Origin of the sequence: Brevundimonas sp., assembly GCF_003248455.1 — a bacterium.
Taxonomy (GTDB): Bacteria; Pseudomonadota; Alphaproteobacteria; order Caulobacterales; family Caulobacteraceae; genus Brevundimonas.
Window position 1 is genome coordinate 1 of sequence record NZ_QFNM01000040.1, and the last position, 22764, is coordinate 22764.

General features: G+C 60.4%; 31 protein-coding genes and 1 pseudogene. 23 read left to right on the forward strand and 9 right to left on the reverse strand.

Annotation, left to right across the window (positions count from 1 at the left end; all coding sequences use genetic code 11):
- Positions 1-112: 112 nt before the first annotated feature.
- The 5 genes from DI624_RS13695 (at position 113) to DI624_RS13715 (ending at position 2688) form a co-directional block, all read left to right on the forward strand.
- A complete protein-coding gene (locus tag DI624_RS13695; protein WP_291539582.1) occupies positions 113-847 on the forward strand; it encodes a 3'-5' exonuclease in 735 nt (244 codons plus the stop codon).
- A gap of 44 nt (positions 848-891) precedes the next feature.
- On the forward strand, positions 892-1251 hold the full coding sequence (locus DI624_RS13700) for a helix-turn-helix transcriptional regulator (RefSeq protein WP_291539585.1): 360 nt from the start codon (positions 892-894) through the stop codon (positions 1249-1251).
- Positions 1251-1895, forward strand: coding sequence for an SOS response-associated peptidase (locus tag DI624_RS13705; protein ID WP_291539590.1), 645 nt, complete (start codon positions 1251-1253; stop codon positions 1893-1895). Before DI624_RS13700 ends, DI624_RS13705 begins: the two co-directional genes overlap by 1 nt.
- 38 nt (positions 1896-1933) lie before the next feature.
- Positions 1934-2149, forward strand: coding sequence for a hypothetical protein (locus DI624_RS13710; protein WP_291539593.1), 216 nt, complete (start codon positions 1934-1936; stop codon positions 2147-2149).
- A gap of 326 nt (positions 2150-2475) precedes the next feature.
- Positions 2476-2688, forward strand: a complete 213-nt coding sequence (locus tag DI624_RS13715; protein WP_291539596.1) for a hypothetical protein — start codon at positions 2476-2478, stop codon at positions 2686-2688.
- A gap of 4 nt (positions 2689-2692) precedes the next feature.
- Here the strand turns inward: DI624_RS13715 and DI624_RS13720 are convergent, their stop codons facing one another.
- Both DI624_RS13720 and DI624_RS13725 read right to left on the reverse strand, forming a co-directional pair.
- The gene (locus DI624_RS13720; protein WP_291539598.1) at positions 2693-3934 is read right to left on the reverse strand and encodes a Y-family DNA polymerase; all 1242 of its coding nucleotides are present in this window, start codon (positions 3932-3934) and stop codon (positions 2693-2695) included.
- Positions 3934-4308 (reverse strand): LexA family transcriptional regulator, encoded by a 375-nt coding sequence (locus tag DI624_RS13725; RefSeq protein WP_291539601.1) that lies wholly within the window; start codon positions 4306-4308, stop codon positions 3934-3936. The genes DI624_RS13720 and DI624_RS13725 overlap by 1 nt, the downstream gene beginning before the upstream one ends.
- 136 nt (positions 4309-4444) lie before the next feature.
- Between DI624_RS13725 and DI624_RS13730 the strand changes: the two genes are divergently transcribed.
- Complete coding sequence (locus DI624_RS13730) at positions 4445-4669, forward strand: hypothetical protein (protein WP_291539604.1); 225 nt, start codon at positions 4445-4447, stop codon at positions 4667-4669.
- 75 nt (positions 4670-4744) lie between these two features.
- On the opposite strand, the gene DI624_RS13735 is transcribed toward DI624_RS13730, so the two are convergent.
- The gene (locus DI624_RS13735) at positions 4745-5323 is read right to left on the reverse strand and encodes a recombinase family protein (protein ID WP_291539607.1); all 579 of its coding nucleotides are present in this window, start codon (positions 5321-5323) and stop codon (positions 4745-4747) included.
- 806 nt (positions 5324-6129) lie between these two features.
- Between DI624_RS13735 and DI624_RS13740 the strand changes: the two genes are divergently transcribed.
- Both DI624_RS13740 and DI624_RS13745 read left to right on the forward strand, forming a co-directional pair.
- Positions 6130-7446 (forward strand): hypothetical protein, encoded by a 1317-nt coding sequence (locus tag DI624_RS13740; RefSeq protein ID WP_291539610.1) that lies wholly within the window; start codon positions 6130-6132, stop codon positions 7444-7446.
- Positions 7443-7706 (forward strand): hypothetical protein, encoded by a 264-nt coding sequence (locus DI624_RS13745; RefSeq protein WP_114815851.1) that lies wholly within the window; start codon positions 7443-7445, stop codon positions 7704-7706. The genes DI624_RS13740 and DI624_RS13745 overlap by 4 nt, the downstream gene beginning before the upstream one ends.
- Before the next feature lie 24 nt (positions 7707-7730).
- Here the strand turns inward: DI624_RS13745 and DI624_RS13750 are convergent, their stop codons facing one another.
- Positions 7731-8189 carry a hypothetical protein gene (locus tag DI624_RS13750; RefSeq protein ID WP_114815850.1) on the reverse strand — a complete coding sequence of 153 codons (459 nt, stop codon included), beginning with the start codon at positions 8187-8189 and terminating at the stop codon, positions 7731-7733.
- Positions 8190-8247: 58 nt separating this feature from the next.
- Here DI624_RS13750 and DI624_RS13755 point away from each other — a divergent pair, with 58 nt between their 5' ends.
- On the forward strand, positions 8248-8895 hold the full coding sequence (locus DI624_RS13755; RefSeq protein WP_291539614.1) for a uracil-DNA glycosylase: 648 nt from the start codon (positions 8248-8250) through the stop codon (positions 8893-8895).
- Positions 8896-8972: 77 nt separating this feature from the next.
- Here DI624_RS13755 and DI624_RS13760 read toward each other — a convergent pair whose 3' ends face one another.
- Positions 8973-9401 (reverse strand): hypothetical protein, encoded by a 429-nt coding sequence (locus tag DI624_RS13760; protein WP_114815848.1) that lies wholly within the window; start codon positions 9399-9401, stop codon positions 8973-8975.
- A 10-nt stretch (positions 9402-9411) separates the two neighbouring features.
- The gene (locus DI624_RS13765) at positions 9412-9954 is read right to left on the reverse strand and encodes a thermonuclease family protein (RefSeq protein WP_245945008.1); all 543 of its coding nucleotides are present in this window, start codon (positions 9952-9954) and stop codon (positions 9412-9414) included.
- A 129-nt stretch (positions 9955-10083) separates the two neighbouring features.
- Here DI624_RS13765 and DI624_RS13770 point away from each other — a divergent pair, with 129 nt between their 5' ends.
- Together DI624_RS13770 and DI624_RS13775 are read left to right on the forward strand one after the other, a co-directional pair.
- Positions 10084-10458, forward strand: a complete 375-nt coding sequence (locus DI624_RS13770; RefSeq protein WP_114815847.1) for a hypothetical protein — start codon at positions 10084-10086, stop codon at positions 10456-10458.
- A gap of 34 nt (positions 10459-10492) precedes the next feature.
- Positions 10493-11443 carry a hypothetical protein gene (locus DI624_RS13775; protein WP_291539622.1) on the forward strand — a complete coding sequence of 317 codons (951 nt, stop codon included), beginning with the start codon at positions 10493-10495 and terminating at the stop codon, positions 11441-11443.
- A 23-nt stretch (positions 11444-11466) separates the two neighbouring features.
- Here the strand turns inward: DI624_RS13775 and DI624_RS13780 are convergent, their stop codons facing one another.
- Positions 11467-13821: a DEAD/DEAH box helicase family protein gene (locus DI624_RS13780; RefSeq protein WP_114815845.1), complete on the reverse strand. Its 2355-nt coding sequence runs from the start codon at positions 13819-13821 to the stop codon at positions 11467-11469.
- Positions 13818-15824, reverse strand: coding sequence for a site-specific DNA-methyltransferase (locus DI624_RS13785; protein WP_291539626.1), 2007 nt, complete (start codon positions 15822-15824; stop codon positions 13818-13820). The genes DI624_RS13780 and DI624_RS13785 overlap by 4 nt, the downstream gene beginning before the upstream one ends.
- A gap of 189 nt (positions 15825-16013) precedes the next feature.
- Between DI624_RS13785 and DI624_RS16165 the strand changes: the two genes are divergently transcribed.
- Positions 16014-16244, forward strand: a complete 231-nt coding sequence (locus DI624_RS16165; RefSeq protein WP_367142134.1) for a DUF6626 family protein — start codon at positions 16014-16016, stop codon at positions 16242-16244.
- The gene (locus DI624_RS13790; protein ID WP_291539629.1) at positions 16241-16432 is read left to right on the forward strand and encodes a hypothetical protein; all 192 of its coding nucleotides are present in this window, start codon (positions 16241-16243) and stop codon (positions 16430-16432) included. Before DI624_RS16165 ends, DI624_RS13790 begins: the two co-directional genes overlap by 4 nt.
- A gap of 131 nt (positions 16433-16563) precedes the next feature.
- Here DI624_RS13790 and DI624_RS13795 read toward each other — a convergent pair whose 3' ends face one another.
- Positions 16564-17256: a hypothetical protein gene (locus tag DI624_RS13795; RefSeq protein WP_291539632.1), complete on the reverse strand. Its 693-nt coding sequence runs from the start codon at positions 17254-17256 to the stop codon at positions 16564-16566.
- Positions 17257-17433: 177 nt separating this feature from the next.
- Between DI624_RS13795 and DI624_RS13800 the strand changes: the two genes are divergently transcribed.
- The 10 genes and pseudogenes from DI624_RS13800 to DI624_RS13845 form a co-directional block, all read left to right on the forward strand.
- Positions 17434-17826 (forward strand): hypothetical protein, encoded by a 393-nt coding sequence (locus DI624_RS13800; RefSeq protein ID WP_291539634.1) that lies wholly within the window; start codon positions 17434-17436, stop codon positions 17824-17826.
- Positions 17827-18167: 341 nt separating this feature from the next.
- The gene (locus DI624_RS13805) at positions 18168-18533 is read left to right on the forward strand and encodes a hypothetical protein (protein WP_291539636.1); all 366 of its coding nucleotides are present in this window, start codon (positions 18168-18170) and stop codon (positions 18531-18533) included.
- A gap of 80 nt (positions 18534-18613) precedes the next feature.
- A complete protein-coding gene (locus tag DI624_RS13810) occupies positions 18614-19108 on the forward strand; it encodes a hypothetical protein (protein WP_291539639.1) in 495 nt (164 codons plus the stop codon).
- Entirely contained in the window at positions 19105-19422 is a 318-nt protein-coding gene (locus DI624_RS13815; RefSeq protein WP_291539640.1) for a hypothetical protein, read from the forward strand. The genes DI624_RS13810 and DI624_RS13815 overlap by 4 nt, the downstream gene beginning before the upstream one ends.
- A complete protein-coding gene (locus tag DI624_RS13820) occupies positions 19422-19568 on the forward strand; it encodes a hypothetical protein (RefSeq protein WP_291539642.1) in 147 nt (48 codons plus the stop codon). Before DI624_RS13815 ends, DI624_RS13820 begins: the two co-directional genes overlap by 1 nt.
- A gap of 7 nt (positions 19569-19575) precedes the next feature.
- On the forward strand, positions 19576-19881 hold the full coding sequence (locus tag DI624_RS13825; RefSeq protein ID WP_291539644.1) for a hypothetical protein: 306 nt from the start codon (positions 19576-19578) through the stop codon (positions 19879-19881).
- Positions 19875-20198, forward strand: a complete 324-nt coding sequence (locus tag DI624_RS13830; RefSeq protein ID WP_291539647.1) for a hypothetical protein — start codon at positions 19875-19877, stop codon at positions 20196-20198. The genes DI624_RS13825 and DI624_RS13830 overlap by 7 nt, the downstream gene beginning before the upstream one ends.
- Positions 20199-20615: 417 nt before the next feature.
- Positions 20616-21026, forward strand: a pseudogene (locus tag DI624_RS13835) (DUF72 domain-containing protein); the annotation flags it as partial.
- A gap of 74 nt (positions 21027-21100) precedes the next feature.
- A complete protein-coding gene (locus tag DI624_RS13840) occupies positions 21101-22162 on the forward strand; it encodes an NAD(P)-dependent alcohol dehydrogenase (RefSeq protein WP_291539650.1) in 1062 nt (353 codons plus the stop codon).
- A 126-nt stretch (positions 22163-22288) separates the two neighbouring features.
- On the forward strand, positions 22289-22764 hold a 476-nt coding region (locus DI624_RS13845), incomplete at its 3' end, for an SDR family NAD(P)-dependent oxidoreductase (RefSeq protein ID WP_291539652.1).

Sequence of the window (22764 nt, forward strand, 5' to 3'; positions counted from 1 at the left end):
AGCTGCGCGGCTCGGCCTGTTGCTCACCCCACGCTGCGAGGCGTAACTAACCCAAGGACTCTGGTCGCCGCTGGATGAAAACTCAGAGGCACGTCACCAGCCCGGAGGTCATTTGAGCCAGCACACCATCGTCTTCGATCTCGAAACCGTCCCTTGCACGGAGACCCTCGCCCGCCACCACGGTCGCGATGCCCTCACCGACGATGAGGCCGTCGAAATCCTCGGCGAAAAGTTTCCGAAGCTTCCGCTCCACAAGGTCGCTGTTCTCGCTGCGCTGATCGCAGAGCGGATCGACGGCGTTTGGCGCGTCCAGTCGCTGGGTGCCCCCCACATTGGCGAGCGGAGTGAGGTCGATCTGATCTCGGCATTCGCAGCCCGCGTGGACAGCCTCCGACCGACGCTGGTGACCTTCAACGGCAATGGGTTCGATCTGCCCGTTTTGAGGTATCGGGCGATGGTCAACGGGATCGCTGCATCGGGTCTGACCTCCCGCCCCTACTTCAAGCGCTATGATCAGGCCCACGTCGATCTGTGTGACGAACTTGCCAGCTTCCAGTCGAACGCCAAGGCATCGCTGGATGACCTTTGCAAAATGATGGGATTGCCCGGCAAGCCCGATGGGATTGATGGCTCAAAGGTCTGGGAGCACGTCCGAGCCGGGCGCATCCAAGAATGCGCCGACTACGGAGAGACTGATGTCGTGAATACCTACCGCGTCTGGCTCCGCTACGAACTCTTTCGTGGTGCTATCACGCCGGAACAGATGTCAGAGAGCGAAGCTGACCTCACTTCGTTTATTCGGGCACGTTTGGCTGAACGGCCGCACCTTGCATTCCTCGTGGCGTGACGCTCTTCGGCACTGATCGCAACTCGCGGATTGGTTGAGCGGAAGTGTCGCGCTATACGCGAACAATGCCTACAAACGTCGCATCAGAGATCGATCTCCAAATCGGAAAGACTGTCCGCACCCGTCGTGAGAATGCCGGGTTGACACAGGCCGATCTCGGTCACGCAATAGGCGTCACCTTCCAGCAAGTTCAGAAATATGAGCGGGGCACGAACCGGGTCTCGGCCGCTGCTATGGTCAGGGTTGCCGAGGCTCTCAAGTGCAGCGTTGCGGACCTCTACGACGATCCCGATCCAAGCGGCAGCAGCGTATCCGAGCGCACGATCCTCAAACTCTGGGGGAAGCTTCGAGAGGCTGAACGCGATGCGGTAGTTGCAATGATCCGCGAGTTTGTGAAGCGGTAATGTGCGGGCGGTTTGAGACAACCGGAAAGTTCACATGGGCCGAAATCCACAAGGCTCTCTCGACCATTGCGCCCGTCACGACTCCACCTCTGAACCTCCAACCCGACAACGATGTTCGTCCCACGACCATTCAAGCTACTGCACGGCTGGAGAGCGACGGCTGGGTGGTCGAAAAGATGCGCTGGGGCCTCGTGCCCTTCTGGCGGTCGGGCAAGCCCCTCAAGGACACGGATAAGGGCAAAGACGATGGCTTCAAGCTCTCGACCTTCAACGCACGATCCGAGACCTGCGCTGGCACCTCCACCTTCCGTGAGGCGTATGCCAAACGCCGCTGCATCATTCCTGCCAGCGCATGGTTTGAATGGACCGGCGAGAAGGGAGCGAAGATCAAGCACCGCTTCGCTCGGGCAGATGGCGATCTCCTATGGTTCGCGGGCTTGTGGGATCACGTCATCACACCTGATGCTGGCGAGTTCGGATCGTTCACGATCCTCACCGGACCCTCGGCTGGATGGCTGGGCGATTATCACACGCGGGCGCCGATGATCCTCGATCAGCATGATTGGGAGGCGTGGCTGGACCCCACCGCAGAAGCTCGCGACCTGTTTGCGGCAGTGCGTCCTGAACGGTTTGTGGTCGGCTGATTTGATGACGACCAACACAGTTTGCGATATTGCGACCCATGGTTTCGTTCGACGATCTCGCCGCCGGTAGCGACATTCACATCGTGGTTCCGCTGACGGGAGCAATCCTGATTCAGCCTCGGCCAGACTGTGAGGAAGAGTTCGATACGCTCGTCGCGCACCTCTACGAGGTTGAGGATCGCGGGTTCGCCATCTTCCCGAAGATGGGGCCAGCCGGGTTCTATGCGTCGGCCGAGGTCATGCGGCTGAACTGATCGCGCCGTCCGCCTGAAGGTTCGCGGACGGCGCGTTGTCGCCCGGCTCGTCCGATTTGGCGGCGCTAGATGCGCCACATTCGAGTTTAGCGGCACGGCGATCTAGGTCATCGCAATGCCCTTCAATAGCCGCGAGGGTCTGGGCGTCCGTTACCCAACGGGCCAGTGCGCGAAAGCGAACAGATTGTTCTCGTAGGCTTTTTACTTCAGGCGACATGCTCTCCCAACCCCGAAACGAACTTGGGGTTCTGGCGCAGCTTGATCTTAATACGGAACGAAGCGCTGCCATATTTGCATCACGCTCGCGCTACGCTTAAAATTGTCGAATGATTACATTCGCCGACTTGCAGAAAGATGGTGAGGTCTACGTTTCCCGCGAGCGTGACGGCTCGTGGACGATCCACCCGAGGCTTGGTTTCGAACAGGAGTTCGACCGGTTCGTTGCGTCCCTTCAGGACATGACGGTTCGCGACTTCGCGCTGTTCCCTCGGCTCGATGAAAACAAGCTCTACGACTGTGCCGAGATCATCCCCGTCTAGCGGTCTACGCTCGCACTTCCATCAGTTCGGAGAACCGCGTCGTGTATCGAGGTGACCGATTGTTCGCCCGCGTGGACCACGGCGTCACCGGGCGTATCCCGCCCGGCCGCAATGTCCCCCGTCCAAACTTCGCGTTCACGGCATCCAGCGCCGTCATCAGCTTCTCGGACTTGATCGGATCAACGGTAGGCAGGAGGTCACGGGGCGCATCAGCCTCGGCCTGAAGGTCCAGCAGGATCACCCCGGCCTTGGCGTAGCGCGTGTCAGGCTTCCACATCGACCGGCCCGCTGCGACGGCCTGACCGATGATCGCGAAACTGTCCGCAGTCGGCTCGATCTCAAACGAACGCTGGCCATTATACCAAGGGTCGCCGTTGTGCGGATGCGTGTGGAAGAACACCTGCATCGCGCTCGCTACCAGCCCATGCTTTCGACACTTCTCCGCAGCCCGTGCAGCGTGGGCAGCTAAAGCCTCGCGCATGTCCTTCCAAGTCTCGACTGGGCGCCCGAACATCCGCGTCACCGCCACCGTCTGTTTCTGATCGGGAGCAAGGGTCAGCGGAATGCAGGACACGCCGTTCAATTCTGCATGAGTCCGCTGCCCTGTGACGGTCATGATCTTCCTGACGCTGGCCGAAGAGAGCGCGGCAAACTGGTGGACCGTGTGGATGCCGAGGTTGTTCAGCTTTGTTTGGCTGGCCCCGCCCACGCCCCAGATTTCACCGATAGGCATTTCGGCAAACGCCTGACGCCGGGCGTCGAGGTCACTGAAGTCGGACACGCCGGTCGGCCCGCCCTTCGCGTGCTTGTTCGCCAGCTTCGCCAGCGTCTTCGTCGGCCCGATTCCGATGCAGGTTGGAATCTTGGTGACTTGGCGGACGCGATCTCGAACGCGGCGGCAGTAGTCCACCCTCGCGAACTGCGTCAGGTCCAAGAACATTTCGTCGATGCTGTAGGGTTCGACCCTCTGAAAACTCTCGGACAGAACCTCAAACACGCGGCGGCTCATGTCGCCATACAGAGCGTAGTTGGACGACTTCGCGATGATGCCCCGGAACTCCGGCTTGCGCTTCGACAGGTGCCAGACCTCGCCCATCTTCACGCCGAGAGCCTTGGCTTCCGCAGACCGCGCAATGGCGCAGCCGTCGTTGTTCGACAGCACGATCATCGGCTTACCAATCAGCGTCGGGTCAAAGGCCCGCTCGCACGAGACATAGAAATTGTTGCCGTCAATCAGACCGAACATCAGACATCCGTCCGAACCAGCGCGGCGATCATGGCCCAGACTTCGGTCTCGTCAGAGACAGGTTCAGGAGCGTGATTGGATGGTTCTAGCCACCATTGCCCGTCCTTTTCCGTAAGGACCGCAAGCACGACATCGCCGTGCAAGAAGGCGACGCAGACCTTGCCAGACCGTGGCTCCGCGTCGGTGTTGACCACGAGAATGTCGCCACCGTGGATGCCGCGCTTTCGCAGTCCCTCGCCTTTGACCCTGACTGCGTATCGCTGAGGCCGACGTAGCTCCAGAAGCTCAGCGAGATCGGGCACGCCTTCGATGTGGTCCTGTGCAGGGCTTTGGAAGCCCGTCGTCTCGTCGCCCTGATATGCCCTCTCGCTCATAATGAGAACGTATGGGGAACATTTGATTGGGGGGAAAGCAGTTTGGTTACATCTCCACAGGCGAGCGAGCCGTCAGCTACATTCTCTCAAGGATTTTCGCGTAGGTTCACCAAGGCGGATGCAAGGAGCTATGACGGTGGATCAGGCAAAGTTCGACGTCATCCGTGAAGCTGCCAAGGCCCGTAAATCGGCGCGCGAGGCGGCGGAAGCGGCCCCCATAGCCGTGTGGCCCGAAAAGTATGCGGCAATGGTAATGCGTGCGGGAGGCCCAGCAGACTATTTCGGGCCGTTGACGGACATCAGCGTCGAAGACCTCTCAGCAGATCAGTCCAGTCAAGACGCAATTACGAAGCCCGCCTGAACGACCGTCGCCAGAACCAACAAGGCAATCAACCAAAGTTCCGCTCGATCACGCTTTGGATACATGGCCGTCCGTCTAAGCGACTGGCTGGCCCAATGCGGCACGGCCACCCGGCACCGTTCGATACAACGTGCTCGGCGCCACCCCCACCTGACGGGCGATCTCCGACATCGAAAGCTGATCGTCGGCCATCAGCGCCTTAGCGATTTTAAGCTTGGTCTCGTCCATAGCCTTGGGGCGGCCACCGAGACGACCACGGGCAATCGCGGCCTTCCGCCCGGCTTCACAGGCGAGACGTTTCTGTTCGACTTCATACTGTCCGAGCGCTGCCAAGGTGTGGACCGCAAGCCGACCGCTGGGTGTGGTGCTGTCGATGGCCTCGCTCAATGACTTCAGCCCGATATCGCGGCGGGTGAACTGATCGACGAGATCGAGGATTTGGCGGACATCACGGGCGAGACGGTCGAGCCGCAGGACAACCACGGTATCTCCGGGCCGGGCGAAGTCGAGAAGCTCGGTTAGCTGCGGCCGATCACTGCGGGTGCCAGATGCGGTCTCGATGAAGATACGTTCGCACCCTGCCCGCTCCAGCGCGTCGATTTGAGACTCGTGATTTTGCCCACGAGCCGAGCACCTCGAATATCCGATCAGCATCCGTTTCCGAAAACCTCTGAAAGCTCCGCGTTGTCGGAGATAGATTTCAGGATACGGTATTCGGAGATTCTGTCATCCATATCTGATGATTAACGAGATACTTCCAGAGCCGGGCCGCGACCACTCCGAGAAGTATACCTTCTGCGAGACTGGAAACTGGCTGCGATCTGCTCACCCATTTCTGGACGGGGCGTCACTGGCGCACCCACCCGGTCGCTTCGCGACCATCAGAAAGTTGGGGTCTCGACCGAAGGACATCGGAAGCCTCCGCTGTCGAATGACGTGCTCGAACTGAAACGTAGCAGCCCAGCGATGTCGCCGACGCCTTCCGGCGCCGCCAGCAACTTCGAGATCGGCGAAGGCGGCCGATCTCTTCGTTGCCTTGCTTTCGCGTTGATCGGGGAAAGAGCCGGGTTCCTCGACCCCATCCAGTTCCCAATGGAGCGACTTGGCTTCGATAGGCCGAGCGGCCCTTCGCCGGGAGGCCGTGATCGAAGGCGAGGCGCCGTTGCGCGTAGCGCAGCGCAATGTATCCGCAGACAAGGATTGGAATGGCGCTCAAGCGCGTCACGCCAATCCTCTAAAGAATATTAGAGTAATGATGTGACGGGGTGCGCCCGTGACGGCCTCTTTCGATCATTCGAAACGCGATTAATAATGCAGTTCGGCCTATATCCGTTATAAGTAGAGATACAGCCGAAGGCATAGGGGTCTCGGCCCGGTTCTAATCTCTAATGCACAATCAGGATATTTACTACAGCAGCGCAGCATGTGGCGCTGGAAAGACGACGTGGGCGGTTCAACACATGGGGCGGACGCCCGGCCGCTACATCTACGCGGTGGATCGCACGGAGGAGTTTGACAGACGTCATAGCCTCATCGCGAAAGAAGCCGCTGAGGCCGGTCGCTTCATCGCCATCCGCTCGTTGTCCAGCAAGGCGGGCAATGTCGTCTCCCGCGACTTCCCGCTGATGATCGAACGCTCCAGCGACGAGGAGCATGTTGTCGTCATCATCACCCACGAGGCGATGAAGATGGTAGATCACTTCGTCGTCGAGGGGCGTGGCTGGTCAATCATCATCGACGAAGACCCAAAGGTCTGGTCCTCGGGATCGTTCGACCTTGGTGCCTCCACGCCGTTCTGGGAGGCGACCTACAATCTGGAGCCTTTCGCCAAGGGCTACTCCAAGCTGCTGGCCAAGGCCGACGCGCCCTCGTCTCGCGATCTTGCGGCCGACGACCTCACTCGGCCGGTCGCAGCGCTGCACAATCGAGTTCAACGCGGCGGCGCCGTCGTCAATCTGGAAGCATGGGAAGAACTCCAGCACCGCCAACGTCTGACCTACTTCAGCATCTGGGACGTGACTGAACTGGCGGTCTACGACCGAGCCGTGGTTCTCGCCAACAGCTTCACCAGTCTCATCACCTATCGGCTGACGACGGCGCTGCACGGCAACGTGTCGTGGAAGCCTCTTTCGATTGGACAGAGCCTCGCGTGGAAGGGCCGCGACCTGACGATCAACTACGTTGCGGACGATCACCGCGCCGGTTCGACCTTCTTCGGGGAAACGGATGCAGGCCGCCGAGCCGTTGCGGCATGGTCGAAGTGGGTTCGGGATAATGCCACCGCTGACCAGCATTACTGGGCGGTCAATAAGAGGCGGGGTGATCTCAGACTGCCGGGTGAGCAGGTCTCGCCCAAAATCGCAGGGTCGAACAAATACCGGTTCCTGACCGAGTGCTCGGTCCTCTACAGCGCCAAGGCCAGCGACGCGGAGAACAAGGTCTTCGCCGCAATGACGGGCGGACTGTTGGACTATGAGGCAGTTCGTCGAGATCGCGAATTCGAAGACCTGATCCAGATCGTCTTCCGGTCGTCCCTGCGTATGCCCGACGATGTTCGGCCGGTGACGGTCACGGTCTATGACAAAGAGCAAGCGACCTTCCTTGCCGACTACTTCAGGGCGGCGGGCTTTCCCTTCCGCACTTCGTTGAACTTCATCGACCTCGGACTGACCTACAAGAAGGCCAAACCCGGTCGGAAGGCCGATCCGTTGAAGGTGCCGAAGACGGCCGCTGAACGGGCGGCTGACTACCGTGCGCGGAAGGCGGCAGCGCGATGACGCAGGACGAGATCATGTCACTGTTGGCGGACGCCTTGGATGACGCCCAGAAGCGCCTCGATGTGCAGGAGAAGTGCATCGAAATGTTGGTCGATCAGATCGAGGACATGTCGCACCAAATGACCGGTGTGCTGGAGGAAGCTCGCACCGCACGCCTCCACTACGCGGAGCAGCGTAAGCGGCTGGGGCTGACGGTCGATGTGACGGGTGGCAGTCTGATCGGAGGCGGCTTCGGTCTGGCGGGGAATGAGGTGAAGTGAGTTGGCGGGGGGATGAGCCGTGCCTCAAAAGGTGGCGCGCTGATTGATGTGGCCGAACATCATGGGAGTGCCCTGACGCATATGCTGCGGACGGACATGCACAAGTGGACCACATATGGATCGGTAATCCGCCGCGTCCCAACGCCACGCTTCCTGAATGACGTAATGTGGATCGTAAAGCAGCCAGATCAGCACGTCGAAATCGTAGTTTGAAGCCTTCGCGCATTTCGTCACAGTTGATCCACGACGGCCGCTGGGTCGATTGGCTTTGACTTGGTAGCGTTTGCCTTCCCACACAAAGTCGAACCCTTTTCGAACCGCGCTCGCGTCGCCGATTGCTTCAGCCAGCTTGTTCATGGGCACACCGACCAGCACGGCTGCGTCATACTCCGAGATTGCGGAAGTTATCGACGGTGCAACGCCGAAACGCCGTTGCCATTCGAGAGCCGTCGAGACCAATCGCTCGCGCAGTTCGATTGTCATGTGAATTCCTCGCGAGTGCTCGCCAATGCTATTCGCTGGTCAGCGATGTGGAGCGAGTATGCGTCAGCCTGTTGAGAACATCGAGCCGCCGACCCTGCCGCGCTCGATGCGCGATCCTGAAGCGCGGGCGGTTCGACGAGCCATGCTCGATCTTCCGCACATCATGCCGCTCGCCAAGTTCGCCGCCGACCTCCGCGTCCGACACAACATTGAAGTGCCAGACTTCGACCCGCTGGATGGCGGCATCCGTTCTCGCATCCTGTTCCTCAAGGAGAAGCCCGGCCCGATGACATCGACATCTCGATCAGGACGGGTCGGCTCTGGCTTCATCAGCAGGGACAACGACGACCCCACTGCGGAGGCCACCTTCCTTTTCATGCAAGCGGCTGGAATTCCAAGAGATGACACCCTGATGTGGAATGTGGTGCCCGGCTGGAACGGCACGCGGAAGATTACGCGGCAGGAGCTTATCGAGGGGGTTGCGGAAGTGCGAAACCTGATGAAGTTGCTGCCTGACATCGAGGTCGTCGTCCTTGTCGGAAAGAAGGCTGCACGGGCCGAACCACTACTGGAGGGAACTGGTGTGATTATCCGGCACTCACTTCACAACTCCCCCTTGGTGCGCGCCTCCAGACCGGAAGAGTGGGCGCGCATTCCCGCAGTTTGGGGCGAGGCATACTCCAAAATCACACACAAACTGGCGTGAAGGATATCCCGGCGGAAGCTTGCCCGTCGCCGATGGTCCATCTTACGCTGACACCATCTGTCAAACGGTAGTCTCGACTATCGCATTCTCGCCACGGCTTCGGTCTCACGCATTAAGGCTCCAGCAAACGCTGCCTCGGAAACTCGGAGGTCTTCACTCGCAGCAGCGTGGTAGAGAAAAGGCCATATCGGCGATCCATTGGCTTCACGCATGGCTTCGAAGATTCTGTTCTGCGCGACCTCGATGTAGGAATGACCCAACCCGTGATCCGGGGCGGCTGAACGGACAGCCAATGCGCCAGCTTGGAGCGCGGCGGGAATCTCGCCGACTTTTAGTTGCCCAGACTGAACCAATAAGGCGATGCTGTAATGCAGCCATCCGGCGAACATGATCGTCGCGTCGCGATCACTTATTTCTCCGAGATCGTCCTCGACCGTGTTGTGAAAGCCTTCAAGCACAGCGACGCTATTTTGCTCGATGGCCTTCCTCCCCCTCGATCCGAACATGGTCACCTCCTTAGCTCATGCAGATGGGATGTTGCCGGTTGAAGCGTTCCCACACAACCGCCGCCCCGCGCTCCACCATGGCGCAGTTGATCTCCACGCCGGAGGCGTTTCGGCAGATCGCAGTGACGCGCTCGTAGCTGGTGCCAGTCTGGAGGCAGGTGATCCGGCGACCGGCGAGTTGGGTCAAAGCCGCTGTGCTCATCGACGCAGATGCAGTCGGACATGGATGTCCCGGCGAGCACGATCCGTCCGTCTCTCTCGCAGAGATGGCGTGGAGCCGAACCCGCGTCCCGGCCTCACATCGGAGGGTGTCGCCGTCGTTCACAAAGGCCACTTCACACGCGAAGTCGTAGGCCCAACTCGTGTCTTGAGCCGAGACCGGATCGCCGCCGTCGCGGGCCGACACCACATCGGCGGAACGAGGCCACATCAGCGTGGCGAGGAAGGCCGCCCCCGCGACGACGATAACGGTGCCCACGAACTTCGCGTTCGACCCCTTGGCCCGACCTTTCGGCCAGCGGCGGAAGCGCGTGACATTCGATCCCCTTCTCATGGCCAGAGTTCACCACGGTCAGGGAAACGACCTCCTAACGGTCGAGAGAGACCGCCTACATCGTCCCCGATCTGGTTGACGGGCTGAATTTGCATGAGACGCTGAAACCTCCACAAAATAGGAGGTTGAATGGCACCGGAAGAAGCCCCGCTGCGATGTCTGGCTGTCCGCGCCGTCGCTGACGAGGCGGGCGAGATCGACGGTCTCGAACTCGAACTCTTCATGAACGCCGTCGCCGGTCCTCACCAATGGATCAGCACGACAGAGTGGCTGTTCATCAGCCCTCCGGCGGAAGCTGCCGGGGAAATCACCGTCCCCGTCGTGGTCCCCGAGGCCATCGCAATCAAGGCGATCCTTGCGGACCTTACCAACGCGCCGCAGCGCATCGTATTCGACCATGCCACGACGCCGGGCGAGACGCGGAAGTGGCGCTGGGTTGCCTTCCAGACTGCGCCGAACGCTCAAGGTCAAGGCCGCTTCCCATGGGAGCGCTTCAATGCGTGAGGGAGGGCTGCTGGGGTGGGCCACGGCCGCTTTGGTGAAGCTCGACGACGAAGTGCCCGGCATCCTGTCGCGCGTGCTCACGGCCGCCCCTGCGCGTCGGCAAGCGATCCTCGCAGCGCTGGCAGCGTATGAGGTAAAGGCCGGAGTTTTCGACGTGAGCGAAGACCTCATCCCGATGTCGTTCGCCGAAGTCGTCCGCCACGGTCGCGTCGCGGACATCCTCCGCATGACCTTTGGTGATGTCCCCGAGGGTCTTCCGGGGCTGCTCGAACGCATCGGTGAGCGACCGCTGGACCGACGGGCCGACTATCTCGCCATCTTCCAGATGCTCGCGCGCAACGATGTCCGGGCGGCCGATGCCTTGCGCGGAGCGGGGCGGATCACGCGGCGCAAGCTCGAAGTCCTGTCATCCCTCGACCCGCGCTGGCATCACACCCATACGCTCGAACGGCTCGATACCGGCGCTGAGGCGACCACGTTCAACGCGGCCGTGGAGTTCGTGCAGTCGGTCTGCTCGCGCGCGTCTGACGAGACGGTAGCGGAGGCTATCGCGCAGATGCGCCCCACATCGACGTTGCCGCGCTTGCTCGACCGCTTCATCCGCCGGGCGGATCGTCTGCCGGTGAACCCAGTTCCTGTTGGCGACAACGACCTAAGACCGCTCTCGACAACGCGAGACCTTCTGGAGGCAGGGCTTCGATATCGGAACTGCATCTCCCACCGACTTTCCGAAGTGGCGGCGGGGAAGCTGGCGATAGCTGAGTATCAAACCCAGCTTCTCGTCGAGTTTCGTCCGCTTTCGCTCGGGGCGGCTTGGATGTTTCGCGACGTTCACGGACCTCGCAATGGGCCCGTCGCGCTGGCCTTGATCGCTGAGGTGGAAGCGAAGTGCGACGCGCTCGGCATTCCGCGCATCACCGAGGCTGGCGGCGGGGACGGCTGGAAAAGCTACAGGCGGTTCACGGGAGAGTTGGAGTGGGGCTGACCGCTCCATTATCGGCGAAAAGACTACGATTTAAGAGCGACTTCAACAGCCTCCTTCGCATCGTTCACCGCCTTGGCTCTGATCTTCCCTGTAGACTTAACCGCCGAGAAAACAGTCAGGCCATTGGACCCAAGCTTCTGAAGGTCATCATTGAATCTCCCTTCGCTGATGAACCGCACGAGGAGCTTCCGCTCTCCCTTATCCCCTTGTATGTTCATGATCTTCTTGCCCGCATCCCCCGCAAGAATGTGTCCGCCTTTCGGGTCGATGGCGAAGATCAGGTCGTCCTTCCAAACGAGAAAATCAGGGAAGAAGCGGCGCTTGTCGCCGATATCGAGCAAGGGGATGGCGAACCCGCCATTCACCGGGTTTCGCACCCAGTCGAGCTTGGTGGCGTCCAGCGCCTCCGCAATCTGGTGCTCCAACGGATTGAGGTCATACGCGCTGTGGAGAGCGTTCGCGTATGGCTTGGCCTTCGCCGGATTTACGAGGACCGGACCAACCGTGAACGGGTTTTCCTCTTCGAAGACGAGTTCACTGTTCTTGACGTAAGCGAGTGCGAGTTGCTCAGCATCCTGCCTCAGCGCCGCCGCCGCCGGGCTGGTGATCTCAATGAAGGCGTCGAACCTACCGTCAGCCCAATCAATGGCTTTTGCAGCCTCGGGATATAGCGATTGCATCCCTCGCCTTACGATCCAGCGGGCTGTGACGCGGTTCGAGTGGGGCGTCTCAACCGGCTGCACGTCGGGCTTCTGGCCCGTGCCGATTTCCTGAACGGCCCGCACCATCTCTCCCTTGCCAGCGGTGTTCACCTTGTCGGGACGATAGTCGTGGACCTCGCTCAAGCGGTCTGCAAGCGGGCCGAGGGCCTCGCTCGCGTCGATATGGATTTCGGGGACAGTGCGAACCTTCTTGGCGTCTTGGCGGGCGCGCTGGCGGTCTTTGGGGTCACTGAAACCCTCGACCTTCACTTCCGGCATTTCGGCCCCAAGCTTGGCCTGAACCATGCTCAGAATTTTAGGGAACTCTTGCTTGTCATCGACGCGGATGAAGAAAGTCGCCGTGTTGAGGTCGGCGTCGGCGTAATGCTTCGCCCCCGGCTGGCGAAGCACACGTCCGATGACTTGCTCGACCTGCACGCCGGAGCCCATCGACTTGTCGATGTAAGCGAAACAGCACGCAGGATCGTCCCAACCCTCCTGAAGGCTCAGGTTGAAGATCACATGGCGGTAGTTGCCCGCCGAGAAGACGGCAAAGTCCTGCTCTCCGCCTGAGAACAGCTTGAAATCAGGCGGCGGCGGATGGGCGGTGCGATCCAGCTTCAGGTCGCAGTAGACCGCGATCTCGGACGGATTTACGCCCTTCTGCTCCACCAAATAGCGCCATATCAGAATCGGAGGTGCCTTGCGCTCCACGAACGGTCGCGACACCACATCTGTCGAACCATCGTCCTGATTGATGTTGGTGCGGCAGACGTAGATGGCCTTTGGCAAGAAACCTGCTTGCAGAAGCTCGGCCTTCTCCGTCGCGGTTTCCATCGACTCGATCAGAGAGTCGATCATCGTCTCCATAATGGACGTGGACGCGCCGATTACGACTTGCTGCTTCACAAGCTCCGCATCAACCACAGCCTTGCTGCTTACGGCGGTGACAAGGCAGGGTTTCACGTCCGTTTTGTCGTCGTCCTGCGCGAGATCGGACCAACCGACTTCTTTGAGGCGCTCGATCAACTTGCCGAGGCGACCCGGTGTTCGCATCGTCGCGCTCGCGACGAGGATGGCGTCTGGTTCAAGTTCGAGCAGCAATTCGGTTTGCTGGTCCGAGAGATTGTGCCCCTCGTCGTAGACAACGAAGAGCGGCCTACGTTTGCCGTCCGTTCCAAGCCTTGCCGTTAAAGTGCCCCAAAGAGAGCCGTCGCCAGCATCATCATCTGTCTTGTGGACGCTGAGAGTGCCACCGCTCTTATCCTTCTGATTGAAGGTGCCCACCGTGGTGAGAGCCACGAAGGCTGTGCTGGAATCCGCGATGCGCTCAGGCGTAAGTTCCGCGAGGTAGACCACCTCATAGGCTTCGATCAGGTGGCTGTATTTGCCGCCGGGCTCGAAGTTTCCATAAGTCTGACCAACGACTGCCTTAGCCTTTGAAATCCACAGGACGATAGGGGCAACTGGCGTAGTCGCACGCATCTGAGAGATGGCGTCGGCAAGGATCGGTGTTTTCCCTGCGCCTGTCAGCGCCGCGAGTGCTTGGTAGTAGGGAACGTCCCATCCTTTGTGAACGGAGGGACGCTTGGGGTCCTCCGTCAGCTTCAGGTAACGGTTTACGATCTGCTGAGAGGCTCGAACTTGGAACGGCAGAAGTTCTATAATGCTTGTCATCCTGCGTGCTCAGCCGCAGATGAGTAAGGTTGAGTTGTGTCGTTAAAGCCGAGTTTATCGAGAATCCGGTCCGGTATCTGGTAAAATTCTATGTTGGGACCGGGGTAAATCGAGGTTCTTGCATAGACGTGGTAGGGTGCGGACAGGCCCTCCTTCTTGGCTTCTTCCACAATCGCCTTAAACGTGGCCCGGTCAAAAACCGAAGCTTTACTTGGCCCGCTCCACACGAGAAAGAAGCCTTCTCCTCGCGCGCTGACGGCAAAGAGATGGGCGTGCTGGCCCGCCGGAAGCCGACGCAAGTGCGAAGCGCTCCGCTCGCTCTGGTCCCAATGAGACGTAAGCAACAGATCGAGCATCTCTTCCCGTTCCAACGCCAACACCGCGTCGGCATCAACCGCCAGCATCAACTTGGAATAGCGGAAGCCGCCAGTGAGAGGCGTGGCTGTTCTGCTTACGACCCCTGCCTTATCAACACGCTCGCCGCTGATTGCACGTTCGACACGTTTGTAAGTCAGGGTTCTTGCGTAAGGGTCGCCACGCTCCGGGCGCCCTTGCTCCACGAGAATAAACCGACGATTCGCACCAGCTTCGGTGTTGAGTTCAAGAACGGCGTGAGCCGTCGTGCCTGAGCCCGCGAACGGATCGAGGACAATACCAGTCGGCGGGCACCAGATTTGGATCAGCTTCTTGATTAACTTGAGCGGCTTGACGGTCTCGAAGCCGTGATCACGTCCTACAAGTGCGTTAAGCTCTTCAACCCCATCGCGACTCCGGCCGCTCAACGAGGAAAGCCAAGATACCGCGCCGATCTCGGTAGGTGTTTCGTCCTCCTCCACCCAGAAAGTGGTTGGAACAACACCCGCCTTTACTAACTCCTTGTGCATCTTTTTGACCGGCTTCTGAAGCCCGTCGAGCCCCCAATAAAGGGTTGGCCATGCACCTTGATCAAGCCGGGTTTGCGCGCGCGCTCGCGACTTAGCGAGAAGCTGAGCCCGCTTCTCCTCGCTGGCCCGTGCCCAACCCTTAATCGCTAAGGCAAGCCCCCGATCATCCCCCAAGTCGTAGTCTTCGTAGTCAGCATCCCACTCTTGCAGCCACGATTTCATCTGAGTGCGTCGGCTGGCCCAATGCCTGTTGCCCGGACCGAAGAACTCGCCTGTAAAAGGATTTTGAATCGCGTAGTCGCTGGCTTTGCGTCGCTCGGGTGCCGTCAAGTCACCTTGCTTCCATTCTCCAAGCGGATCGTTGTCGAGGTTCTGGAACCGCGCGGTAGATTTTGCGCTACGCTGGGTTCGCGCAGCATCCTTATTCTTGGCGTAGACCAGCACATACTCCGTTGTGACAGAGACGTGCGACACGTCATTCTTCGGTGTCGTTTTCTGCCAATTGATGATTGCGAGGCGATTGTGTTCACCAAAAACCTCGTCCAGCACCATTCCCAGTCGGTAGAGTTCCCGCTGGTCGATACACATCGCCAGCACGCCAGAAGGACGAAGCATCTCCTTCATGGCCCAAAGTCGGGGCACGATGAAGCGCAGCCATTTGCTGTGCTTTGAACCGTCGTCAGCCGACACAAGGGGTCCAAGGTCTGGGTCGTTAGGGTCGGTGTCCCAGCGGTCGTTGTAGCGGAAGTCTTTGCCTGTGTTGTAGGGCGGATCAGCGATGATGAGGTCCGCTTGGCCTCGATACTTGTAGAGGGAGACCATCGCCTGAAGGTTCTCGCCTTCGACGATTAGGTTGCAGGCTTGGTCCGCCTCGGAACCGACGCAAAGCTTCCCCTCGATCTTCTGACGGCGGGGTTTCACCATCCGAACAATCCGCCACGGAAGCGACTGGCCCTTATAGTGGAGTCGCAGCGCGCCCGCTTCCTCAGCATCGCGACGGTTGAGCGCGTGGATTAACTCTTCCCGACTGAGAGCATCATAGGACGTTTCGGACAATGCAGAGCGCCCCGCGCATATGTGGAGATGATCGAGCGGGGGTGGATAGCCCGTGGCCGACATCCTCGCTCAATCTTAGTAGCAGCTAGACACCAAAGCCCAAGGTGAAACGCAAGGGTCGGGGTCAAGACAGAAGCATTTAAGGCGTGGGTGCGTCATAGTCGGTCGTAATGACCGCAGCCGCAGTGTTGCTCTCGACGAGAGGCGCACTGACGGCATAGGTAGATAAATACCGGAAAGGAGACCTCCGGTATGGACATCTATCACCACTTCGAAGCTCGCGGTCTCACCGACTCTTACAGACATTTCAGCAGCGCATGGCTTGGCCGCGCAGAGAACTATCTCTGCCTCCGATCTGGGCGAGGGCCTTCCGCTGATGCCTTGATCGAACTGTTCCAAACCCTCTGGAGAGAAGGTGAGTTCGCGCTTGCGGCGAGGGTCGCGTGGGCGGTTTTGTGGCTGAAGCCAGAGGCGCGGCGATGAACGACGACGACCTGCTGTTCGGCGTGGACGATCTGGAAGGCTACAAACGGGGAGAACTGCCGGAGGGGTGGCTGTCTGACCAGCATGACCTACTGGAGGCACGATGTCGCGCCCATACGGCCAAGCTCGAAAAGCTCCTCGCCTCGGCGCCCCCGGCGGTAGTCGCGCGCTTTGACGAGCCGATCTGAAGGACCCGACCGAGGATGACGCTCAGTCGCCAAAGTGGTCGGGGTCTGGGAAGAGCGACTAAATCCTCGCCGCGAGGGTTGCGTGGACGATCCGGTCGGAGGACCGTTCAGATGGATAATGATTGTGCGGATCACGCGGCTGGCGGCATCATTGGCATATCTGCTTCATAGTCGCCCACCTCGGCTCTCTCGCGCCATCGCTTCTCATCCTTAAACAAGTTTCTCAATGCGGCAGCAATGGCGTTCTTTGCAGCTAACATCGTGTGATATTGCTCATCGCGATCAGCGAATGACTTAATCCAAGGCAGGCCGATTTCAAGAAAAACAGCCTTTGTCTCTAGCTCGATGTTTCGGGTGAACGCTTCGACTTCCTGATCTGTGGGATCGTTCCATTGAGGATCATACAGATAGCATAAGTCTTTGAAGCGCATCTCGCCGGTGGTGCGGAAAGCTTTGCGCGTCAGGATGTCGCTGGCGCGTCGCCACCGCTCCTGCTCCTTCCAGCCGGAAATGAGTCCGAGGGCAACGCCGAGCGGCGGCAGAGTATCGGATGTGGATTGATGCTCAATCTCATCGCCCCGAGGTGGGTAGCCGCCTTCAAGATACCCGCGAAGGGTGGTCGCATTGTCCCTGAACAGTAGCAGATAGTCATACCGCCAGCGCCGCTGCTTCCCGACCTTGATGAACGGGGGAATTTTCGAGGCGTCGTTGGTGGCCGTGTGGTGCTCAAAGCGCCGCGCAAGGGTTCGCTGGCTAATGCCGAGCACGTCGCAGACGTTAGATTGTCCCAGCAGGTCCGTGGGGAAATAGGTTCTCGCGGCCATGCCTGACCTGATCAACCCGTAGTTAACGCCCGGTTAACAATAGAAAAGCCGCCAGTGTCATAGTTTGGCATAGTTTTCGCCGTTGCTGTCATATGGCAATGGCGCGCGTGTATTTGTGAGTATCCACCCACCGAAGAGCAACGCCAGATCGGCGAAGCAGAAATGATGGGAGATACGATGAAATACTTTTTTCACTACGCCGATGGCATTGCCGGTATCAACATTGATGACATGGGTCGCCTGCCTTCGGGTCGTGCGTGGTTTCACATCAAAGAACCCTGCGCTCCTGAAATCGGCAAGCGCGTTGCGTCTGCGTATGCAGATGATCAGGTTATCACTCAATGGGTTGTTGACGGACACCCGTCCGGTGAGCCGCTGTTTGTCTGGACTTCAACGCCGCGTCCTAGCGCAGAAGATGAACGGTTCATGGGTCGGGAAATCGACCGGCTGACGGGTGTCAAGATCATGCCCGAACCTCAAGCATCCGCTGCTGATTTCGAGAGAATCAATAGGGCCGCCCTGAAGCGTGCTCGGAAGGCAATGAAGCGGCGTGAAGGGACGGTGGCGTAATGAGCGGACGCGAAGCATATGCCGTTGTCTCGCGCGAGCGTGGCGATGACGGGCGAAAGCAGCCGCACGTCCAAATCACCTGCGCTGACTGTCGCGCCCACGATTACCTTGTGATTAGCGGCGCCTCTGCGCCCCCGGCAGTCGCCAACCAAGCGTTTCGGCGACGCGGTTGGAGTGTCGGCCACTCCCGAACCCACGACCTCTGTCCGAAGTGCAACCCGCGCTTCGGAAAGGCCAAAGCCCATCGGGCGGTCGCCAATCTCGCTGTCGTAGTGCCGCTGCCGCCGGTCAATCCGCCGCAAAGTCCGCAACCTGTTTCCAACAACAAAGGAGTCGAACCAATGCCCCGCCTCGTCACCAACAACCCTCGCCCAGAAGTGCGTCAGCCGACCCGTGAAGACCGCCGCCGCGTGCTGGATGAAATCACCGCCTGCTACACAGACATTGGATACGCCGGAGATGCTTCCGACGCCACTGTTGCGGCGAAGCTCGATGTGCCCCGCGTATGGGTTAGCGACATCAGAGACGAATTCTTCGGCCCGGATCAGAACGAGGCCACCGTCGTCTTCCGCGCCGATGTGGAGAAGCTGATCCGACTGGGCCGCAGCCTCGAAGATCGAGCCATGACCCTCGCAGCCGAAGGCGAGGCCCTGCGTCAGGAAGCTGAGCGCATCGCCAACCTCGCCATAGACCGGAGGGTCGCGTGATGCCCACCCGTGCTGCGACCGTCTCAATCGCGTTTTCTAAGCGCTGAATGAAGCCGATAAACCAAGGAGTGATAACGATCATGACCCCCGCCGACGAAATCCTGCTGACCACGATCCTTCGCCGAATGCTCGTCGCAAATGACGACACCGCGATCCTCGCCGACGCTCGCGGCCTTCAGCGCAAAGTCGTGGGCTTGGGCTTGGACCCCCATAAAATGTCTACGACTTTTGCCGCTGGCTATGGGCGGTATGAACTTCTCACCGGGGCGATCAGCGAGCGCGACGGCGCGCGATCAGTCGCGCGGATGTGGGAGAAGACGGCCGAAAAAACTCTCAAGACGCTGGCAGATAGCCGGGGCGGTCAGCCACCTGAGGGCTACACATGGCGTTGGTCAACCGAGAGCATGGACACCCAAGAAGAGGTGACTGATCGCTGGTCCAAGCGTCTCCAGTGGGAGGTCAAACAGATCATCCGCCGCAACGGCGAACTCCATGCGGACAAGGCCAAGCTGGAAGATCAGGTCGCCTACCTTAAGGCGGCGCTGGCCCATGTGACCGGGAAGGAAGCCGCATGACCGGCGACGAAATGGAAGCCGCTCGGGCTGCGATGTCGCAGCCGTCGAAGGTCCACTTGTGGCTGGTCAACAACCACGAAGTCTATTGGGAGCAGCTTGACGCGCTGCTTCCGAACCGGTGCTTCGTGCCGCCCAAAGATCATGGGAGCCAGCCTCTCATGGCGGTCTACGTTCCTGAATATTCGGTCCCGATTGGGACGCGGATTTTCGCTGACGACGACATCAGCGACGGTTTGCCTCCGAACGTATTGAGCATGTGGGACGAGCACACATGCCGCAAGAACTACGGGCCTTGGCCGTGGGAGACCGCGTGATGGAAGACGTGTTCCAAGCCATCCGCGCGATGGCCGAACAGCAAGTTCGGGGAGCGGACAGCCGCAAACGATCTGCCATCGCTAAAGCCGCTTGGGCACGTCGCAAGGCGAACCTCGGGCGCGCGTCGCAAACTCGTCAGGACTGAAAACATCATGGCCAACGCATACGTTTCGGCTGAAACCATCACGCTCGGCGAGGTCATCCATTTGGCCATCGAGCAAGGCTACACCATCGATGTTACCCACAAGGACGGCAGCGGTCGCCCGGTGATGATCAGCCTCCTATCCTCCGATGGAGAGGATTGGTGTCGCGAGATGTCGGAAGAGAAATCGGCGAATGGCAAGACCCACATCGGGAGCATGGGCGACCCGCGTCTCGCCAATCTGAACATGGTCGAGGAAGGGTCAGAGGATTACAACATCGTCTGTCATGGCCACTCAGAAGGGGTCGAGTGGTGATCCCCTTCCGCGACATCACCGGCAATCCGGTCGAACTGGCTAAGAGCAAACGCAGAGCCACCAAAGCCAAAGAACCCGGATGGTGGGGAGAGTTCGAAGGCGAGGTGTTCCAAGCGGACAATGGTTTGAGCCGGTGGGCCGTGATCTGGAAGCAGCAGGTCCACCCGGAAGGCTACGACCGGATCAGCTTCTACCGGACCAAGGACGATGCCGTTCAAGGCTGGGGGAAGGTCCACCGCGAAAACTTTGCGAGTTGGAATCCCAGCGCGCAATTCCATCTGGTCAAGCTGACCAAAGATCGCTCGGTGAAAAGCTGAGGATGGTCGTCTTCCCGACATCTGCTGACAGGATTTCGTCTTCGGGTGATCGACCTGCTGATCCTCGTTGGAACATATCCTCCAACGGCGTTCGCCCCCGGCCTTCTGTTAGCCGCGAAGAATGGCTCTCAGCGCGTCTCTGAAGGCACGGAACGGGTTGATCGTGGTCGTGAGCCAGAACGCCCATGAGAGGCCTGTGCGCGGCTCTCTGGGGCATTTGGAGGGTCGCGGCCAACGGTCAACGAGTGAAAGTCTGCGAAACGATTGGCGGGCGTCCTCGACAGCCGTCTTGTTCTAGCGCTCGCGCTGGTAAGCCTCATAGAGAGCGGCATAACACCGAAGACCAGCATACTGGGTCCGGTCTCAACCCGCCTGAAAGCGCTGTTTATCTTGACGCTGCTAATAGTATTTCATGTCATGGGGACCAAGACGTTCGATCCCGAGGATTTCGAGGGCTTCCTGAAGCTGCTGCCCAAGGAGAAGGACGGCGTGCGGCTGCGTCATGCGCTGGAAGTGCGAAATCCCACCTTCGCGACCGAACGGTTCCATGACCTGGCCCGCGCATACGGCGCCGCCATCGTCTACGCCGTGGACGACGAGGAGCCGACCTGGCCCCGGATCGACGAGACGACCGCCGACTTTCGATACGCCCGGCTGATGTCCAGCCGGGAGGACGAACCGACCGGCATGACGGGCGCCGAACTGGACGCCATCGCCGAACAGACGCAAGGCTGGGCCAGGGACGGCGAGGTATTCGCCTATTTCATCTCAGGCGCCAAGGTGCGCAACCCGGCGGCGGCCCAGGCGCTGATCGCCAAGCTGAAATAGGCCGCGCCGTCTTGCGACCGCCCGGCCAGGGCCACATCTAGGCTCCACCCGCCGCAAAGCCTGAAGGATCCTCCATGCCGATCGCCACCCGCGCCTTCGCGGCGACCGCCGCCGACCAGCCGCTGACGCCCTATCGATTCGAACGGCGCGATCCCGGCCCGGACGATGTGGTGATCGACATCAAATACTGCGGCGTCTGCCACTCAGACCTGCACGCCGCGCGCGGCGAGACCGGCCGGTCGACCTATCCCCTGGTGCCGGGCCACGAGATCGCGGGCGTGGTCAGGGCCGTCGGCGAAAACGTCACCCGTTTCAAGTCAGGCGACCGGGTCGGCGTCGGCTGCATGGTCGACAGCTGCCGCGAATGCGCCGCCTGCCGGGAAGGGCTGGAGCAATACTGCATTCCCGGCTTCACCGGCACCTACGGCGGCAAGGACAGGAAGGGCGGCACGTCCGAGACGATCACCCAGGGCGGCTATTCCGACCACATCACGGTGGACCAGCATTTCGTCCTGTCCATCCCCGACAGCCTGGCGCTGGACGTCGCGGCGCCCCTGCTGTGCGCCGGGATCACCACCTATTCGCCGCTGAAGGAATGGGGCGTCGGGCCGGGGTCCAAGGTGGCGGTGATCGGCCTGGGGGGCCTGGGCCATATGGCGGTCAAGCTGGCGACCGCCATGGGGGCGGAGGTCACGGTCCTGTCCACCTCGGACCGCAAGAAGGCGGACGCCGAACGGATGGGAGCCCGGCATTTCCTGATCAATTCCGACAAGGATGCGATGAAGGCGGCCGCCGAGCAATTCGACCTGATCATCAACACCGTCTCGGCCACGCACGAGATCGCCAGCCACATCCAGTTGCTGGCCCGCGACGGAACCATGATCATGCTGGGGCTGACGACCGAGGGCCTGCCGGTCCACGCCGTGCCCCTGCTGTGGCGTCGCCGCCGCATCGCCGGGTCGCTGATCGGGGGGGTGCGCGAGACGCAGGAGATGCTGGACTTCTGCGCCCGCCACGGCATCGCCTGCGACATCGAAACCATCGCCCCGGACCAGATCAACACCGCCTATGAGCGGATGCTGAGGTCGGACGTGCGCTATCGCTTCGTCATCGACATGGACAGGCTGGCCGCCTGATCGCATCGGCGGGGCGGCCGGCGAACGTCCGTCGCGCCGGATTCACGCCTTGCGCGCGCCCCGCCGCTCGTTGATCCTGAGATCGGACACGGCCCTCCAAGGGCTGGCGAAGGGACAGGAAACGACATGGCGCGCGTAGCGTTCGTAACGGGCGGCACCCGGGGCATCGGCAAGGCCATCGTGCAGCGGCTGTCGGAAGACGGCGTCAGGGTCGCCGCCGGCTATTCCGGCAATGACGAGGCGGCCCAGGCCACGGCCGCGGCCCTGGGCGTGATGGTGGTCAAGGGCAATGTCGCCAGTTTCGACGACTGCGCCCGCGCGGTTAGGGAGGTCGAGGCCGAACTGGGCCCCATCGACATCCTGGTCAACAACGCCGGCATCACCCGCGACGGCTTCTTCCACAAGATGAGCCACGACCAGTGGTCCGACGTGATCCGCGTCAACATGGACAGCGTCTTCAACATGACGCGCCAGGTCATCAACGGCATGCGCGACCGGGGCCACGGCCGCATCGTCAACATCTCCTCGATCAACGGCCAGAAGGGCCAGATCGGCCAGACCAACTATTCCGCCGCCAAGGCCGGGATGATCGGCTTCACCAA

What these genes read in the sequence shown, in the direction of transcription:
- DI624_RS13820 (WP_291539642.1), top strand. Translation starts at nt 19,422, where the DNA reads ATGGAAGACGTGTTCCAAGCCATCCGCGCGATGGCCGAACAGCAAGTT.
- DI624_RS13740 (WP_291539610.1), top strand. Translation starts at nt 6,130, where the DNA reads ATGGGGCGGACGCCCGGCCGCTACATCTACGCGGTGGATCGCACGGAG.
- DI624_RS13735 (WP_291539607.1), bottom strand. Translation starts at nt 5,323, where the DNA reads ATGCTGATCGGATATTCGAGGTGCTCGGCTCGTGGGCAAAATCACGAG.
- DI624_RS13770 (WP_114815847.1), top strand. Translation starts at nt 10,084, where the DNA reads ATGGCACCGGAAGAAGCCCCGCTGCGATGTCTGGCTGTCCGCGCCGTC.
- DI624_RS13790 (WP_291539629.1), top strand. Translation starts at nt 16,241, where the DNA reads ATGAACGACGACGACCTGCTGTTCGGCGTGGACGATCTGGAAGGCTAC.
- DI624_RS13760 (WP_114815848.1), bottom strand. Translation starts at nt 9,401, where the DNA reads ATGTTCGGATCGAGGGGGAGGAAGGCCATCGAGCAAAATAGCGTCGCT.
- DI624_RS13825 (WP_291539644.1), top strand. Translation starts at nt 19,576, where the DNA reads ATGGCCAACGCATACGTTTCGGCTGAAACCATCACGCTCGGCGAGGTC.
- DI624_RS13785 (WP_291539626.1), bottom strand. Translation starts at nt 15,824, where the DNA reads ATGTCGGCCACGGGCTATCCACCCCCGCTCGATCATCTCCACATATGC.
- DI624_RS16165 (WP_367142134.1), top strand. Translation starts at nt 16,014, where the DNA reads ATGGACATCTATCACCACTTCGAAGCTCGCGGTCTCACCGACTCTTAC.
- DI624_RS13710 (WP_291539593.1), top strand. Translation starts at nt 1,934, where the DNA reads ATGGTTTCGTTCGACGATCTCGCCGCCGGTAGCGACATTCACATCGTG.
- DI624_RS13725 (WP_291539601.1), bottom strand. Translation starts at nt 4,308, where the DNA reads ATGAGCGAGAGGGCATATCAGGGCGACGAGACGACGGGCTTCCAAAGC.
- DI624_RS13805 (WP_291539636.1), top strand. Translation starts at nt 18,168, where the DNA reads ATGCCCCGCCTCGTCACCAACAACCCTCGCCCAGAAGTGCGTCAGCCG.
- DI624_RS13840 (WP_291539650.1), top strand. Translation starts at nt 21,101, where the DNA reads ATGCCGATCGCCACCCGCGCCTTCGCGGCGACCGCCGCCGACCAGCCG.
- DI624_RS13780 (WP_114815845.1), bottom strand. Translation starts at nt 13,821, where the DNA reads ATGACAAGCATTATAGAACTTCTGCCGTTCCAAGTTCGAGCCTCTCAG.
- DI624_RS13755 (WP_291539614.1), top strand. Translation starts at nt 8,248, where the DNA reads ATGCGTCAGCCTGTTGAGAACATCGAGCCGCCGACCCTGCCGCGCTCG.
- DI624_RS13715 (WP_291539596.1), top strand. Translation starts at nt 2,476, where the DNA reads ATGATTACATTCGCCGACTTGCAGAAAGATGGTGAGGTCTACGTTTCC.
- DI624_RS13810 (WP_291539639.1), top strand. Translation starts at nt 18,614, where the DNA reads ATGACCCCCGCCGACGAAATCCTGCTGACCACGATCCTTCGCCGAATG.
- DI624_RS13705 (WP_291539590.1), top strand. Translation starts at nt 1,251, where the DNA reads ATGTGCGGGCGGTTTGAGACAACCGGAAAGTTCACATGGGCCGAAATC.
- DI624_RS13750 (WP_114815850.1), bottom strand. Translation starts at nt 8,189, where the DNA reads ATGACAATCGAACTGCGCGAGCGATTGGTCTCGACGGCTCTCGAATGG.
- DI624_RS13720 (WP_291539598.1), bottom strand. Translation starts at nt 3,934, where the DNA reads ATGTTCGGTCTGATTGACGGCAACAATTTCTATGTCTCGTGCGAGCGG.
- DI624_RS13815 (WP_291539640.1), top strand. Translation starts at nt 19,105, where the DNA reads ATGACCGGCGACGAAATGGAAGCCGCTCGGGCTGCGATGTCGCAGCCG.
- DI624_RS13745 (WP_114815851.1), top strand. Translation starts at nt 7,443, where the DNA reads ATGACGCAGGACGAGATCATGTCACTGTTGGCGGACGCCTTGGATGAC.
- DI624_RS13800 (WP_291539634.1), top strand. Translation starts at nt 17,434, where the DNA reads ATGAAATACTTTTTTCACTACGCCGATGGCATTGCCGGTATCAACATT.
- DI624_RS13765 (WP_245945008.1), bottom strand. Translation starts at nt 9,954, where the DNA reads ATGAGAAGGGGATCGAATGTCACGCGCTTCCGCCGCTGGCCGAAAGGT.
- DI624_RS13795 (WP_291539632.1), bottom strand. Translation starts at nt 17,256, where the DNA reads ATGGCCGCGAGAACCTATTTCCCCACGGACCTGCTGGGACAATCTAAC.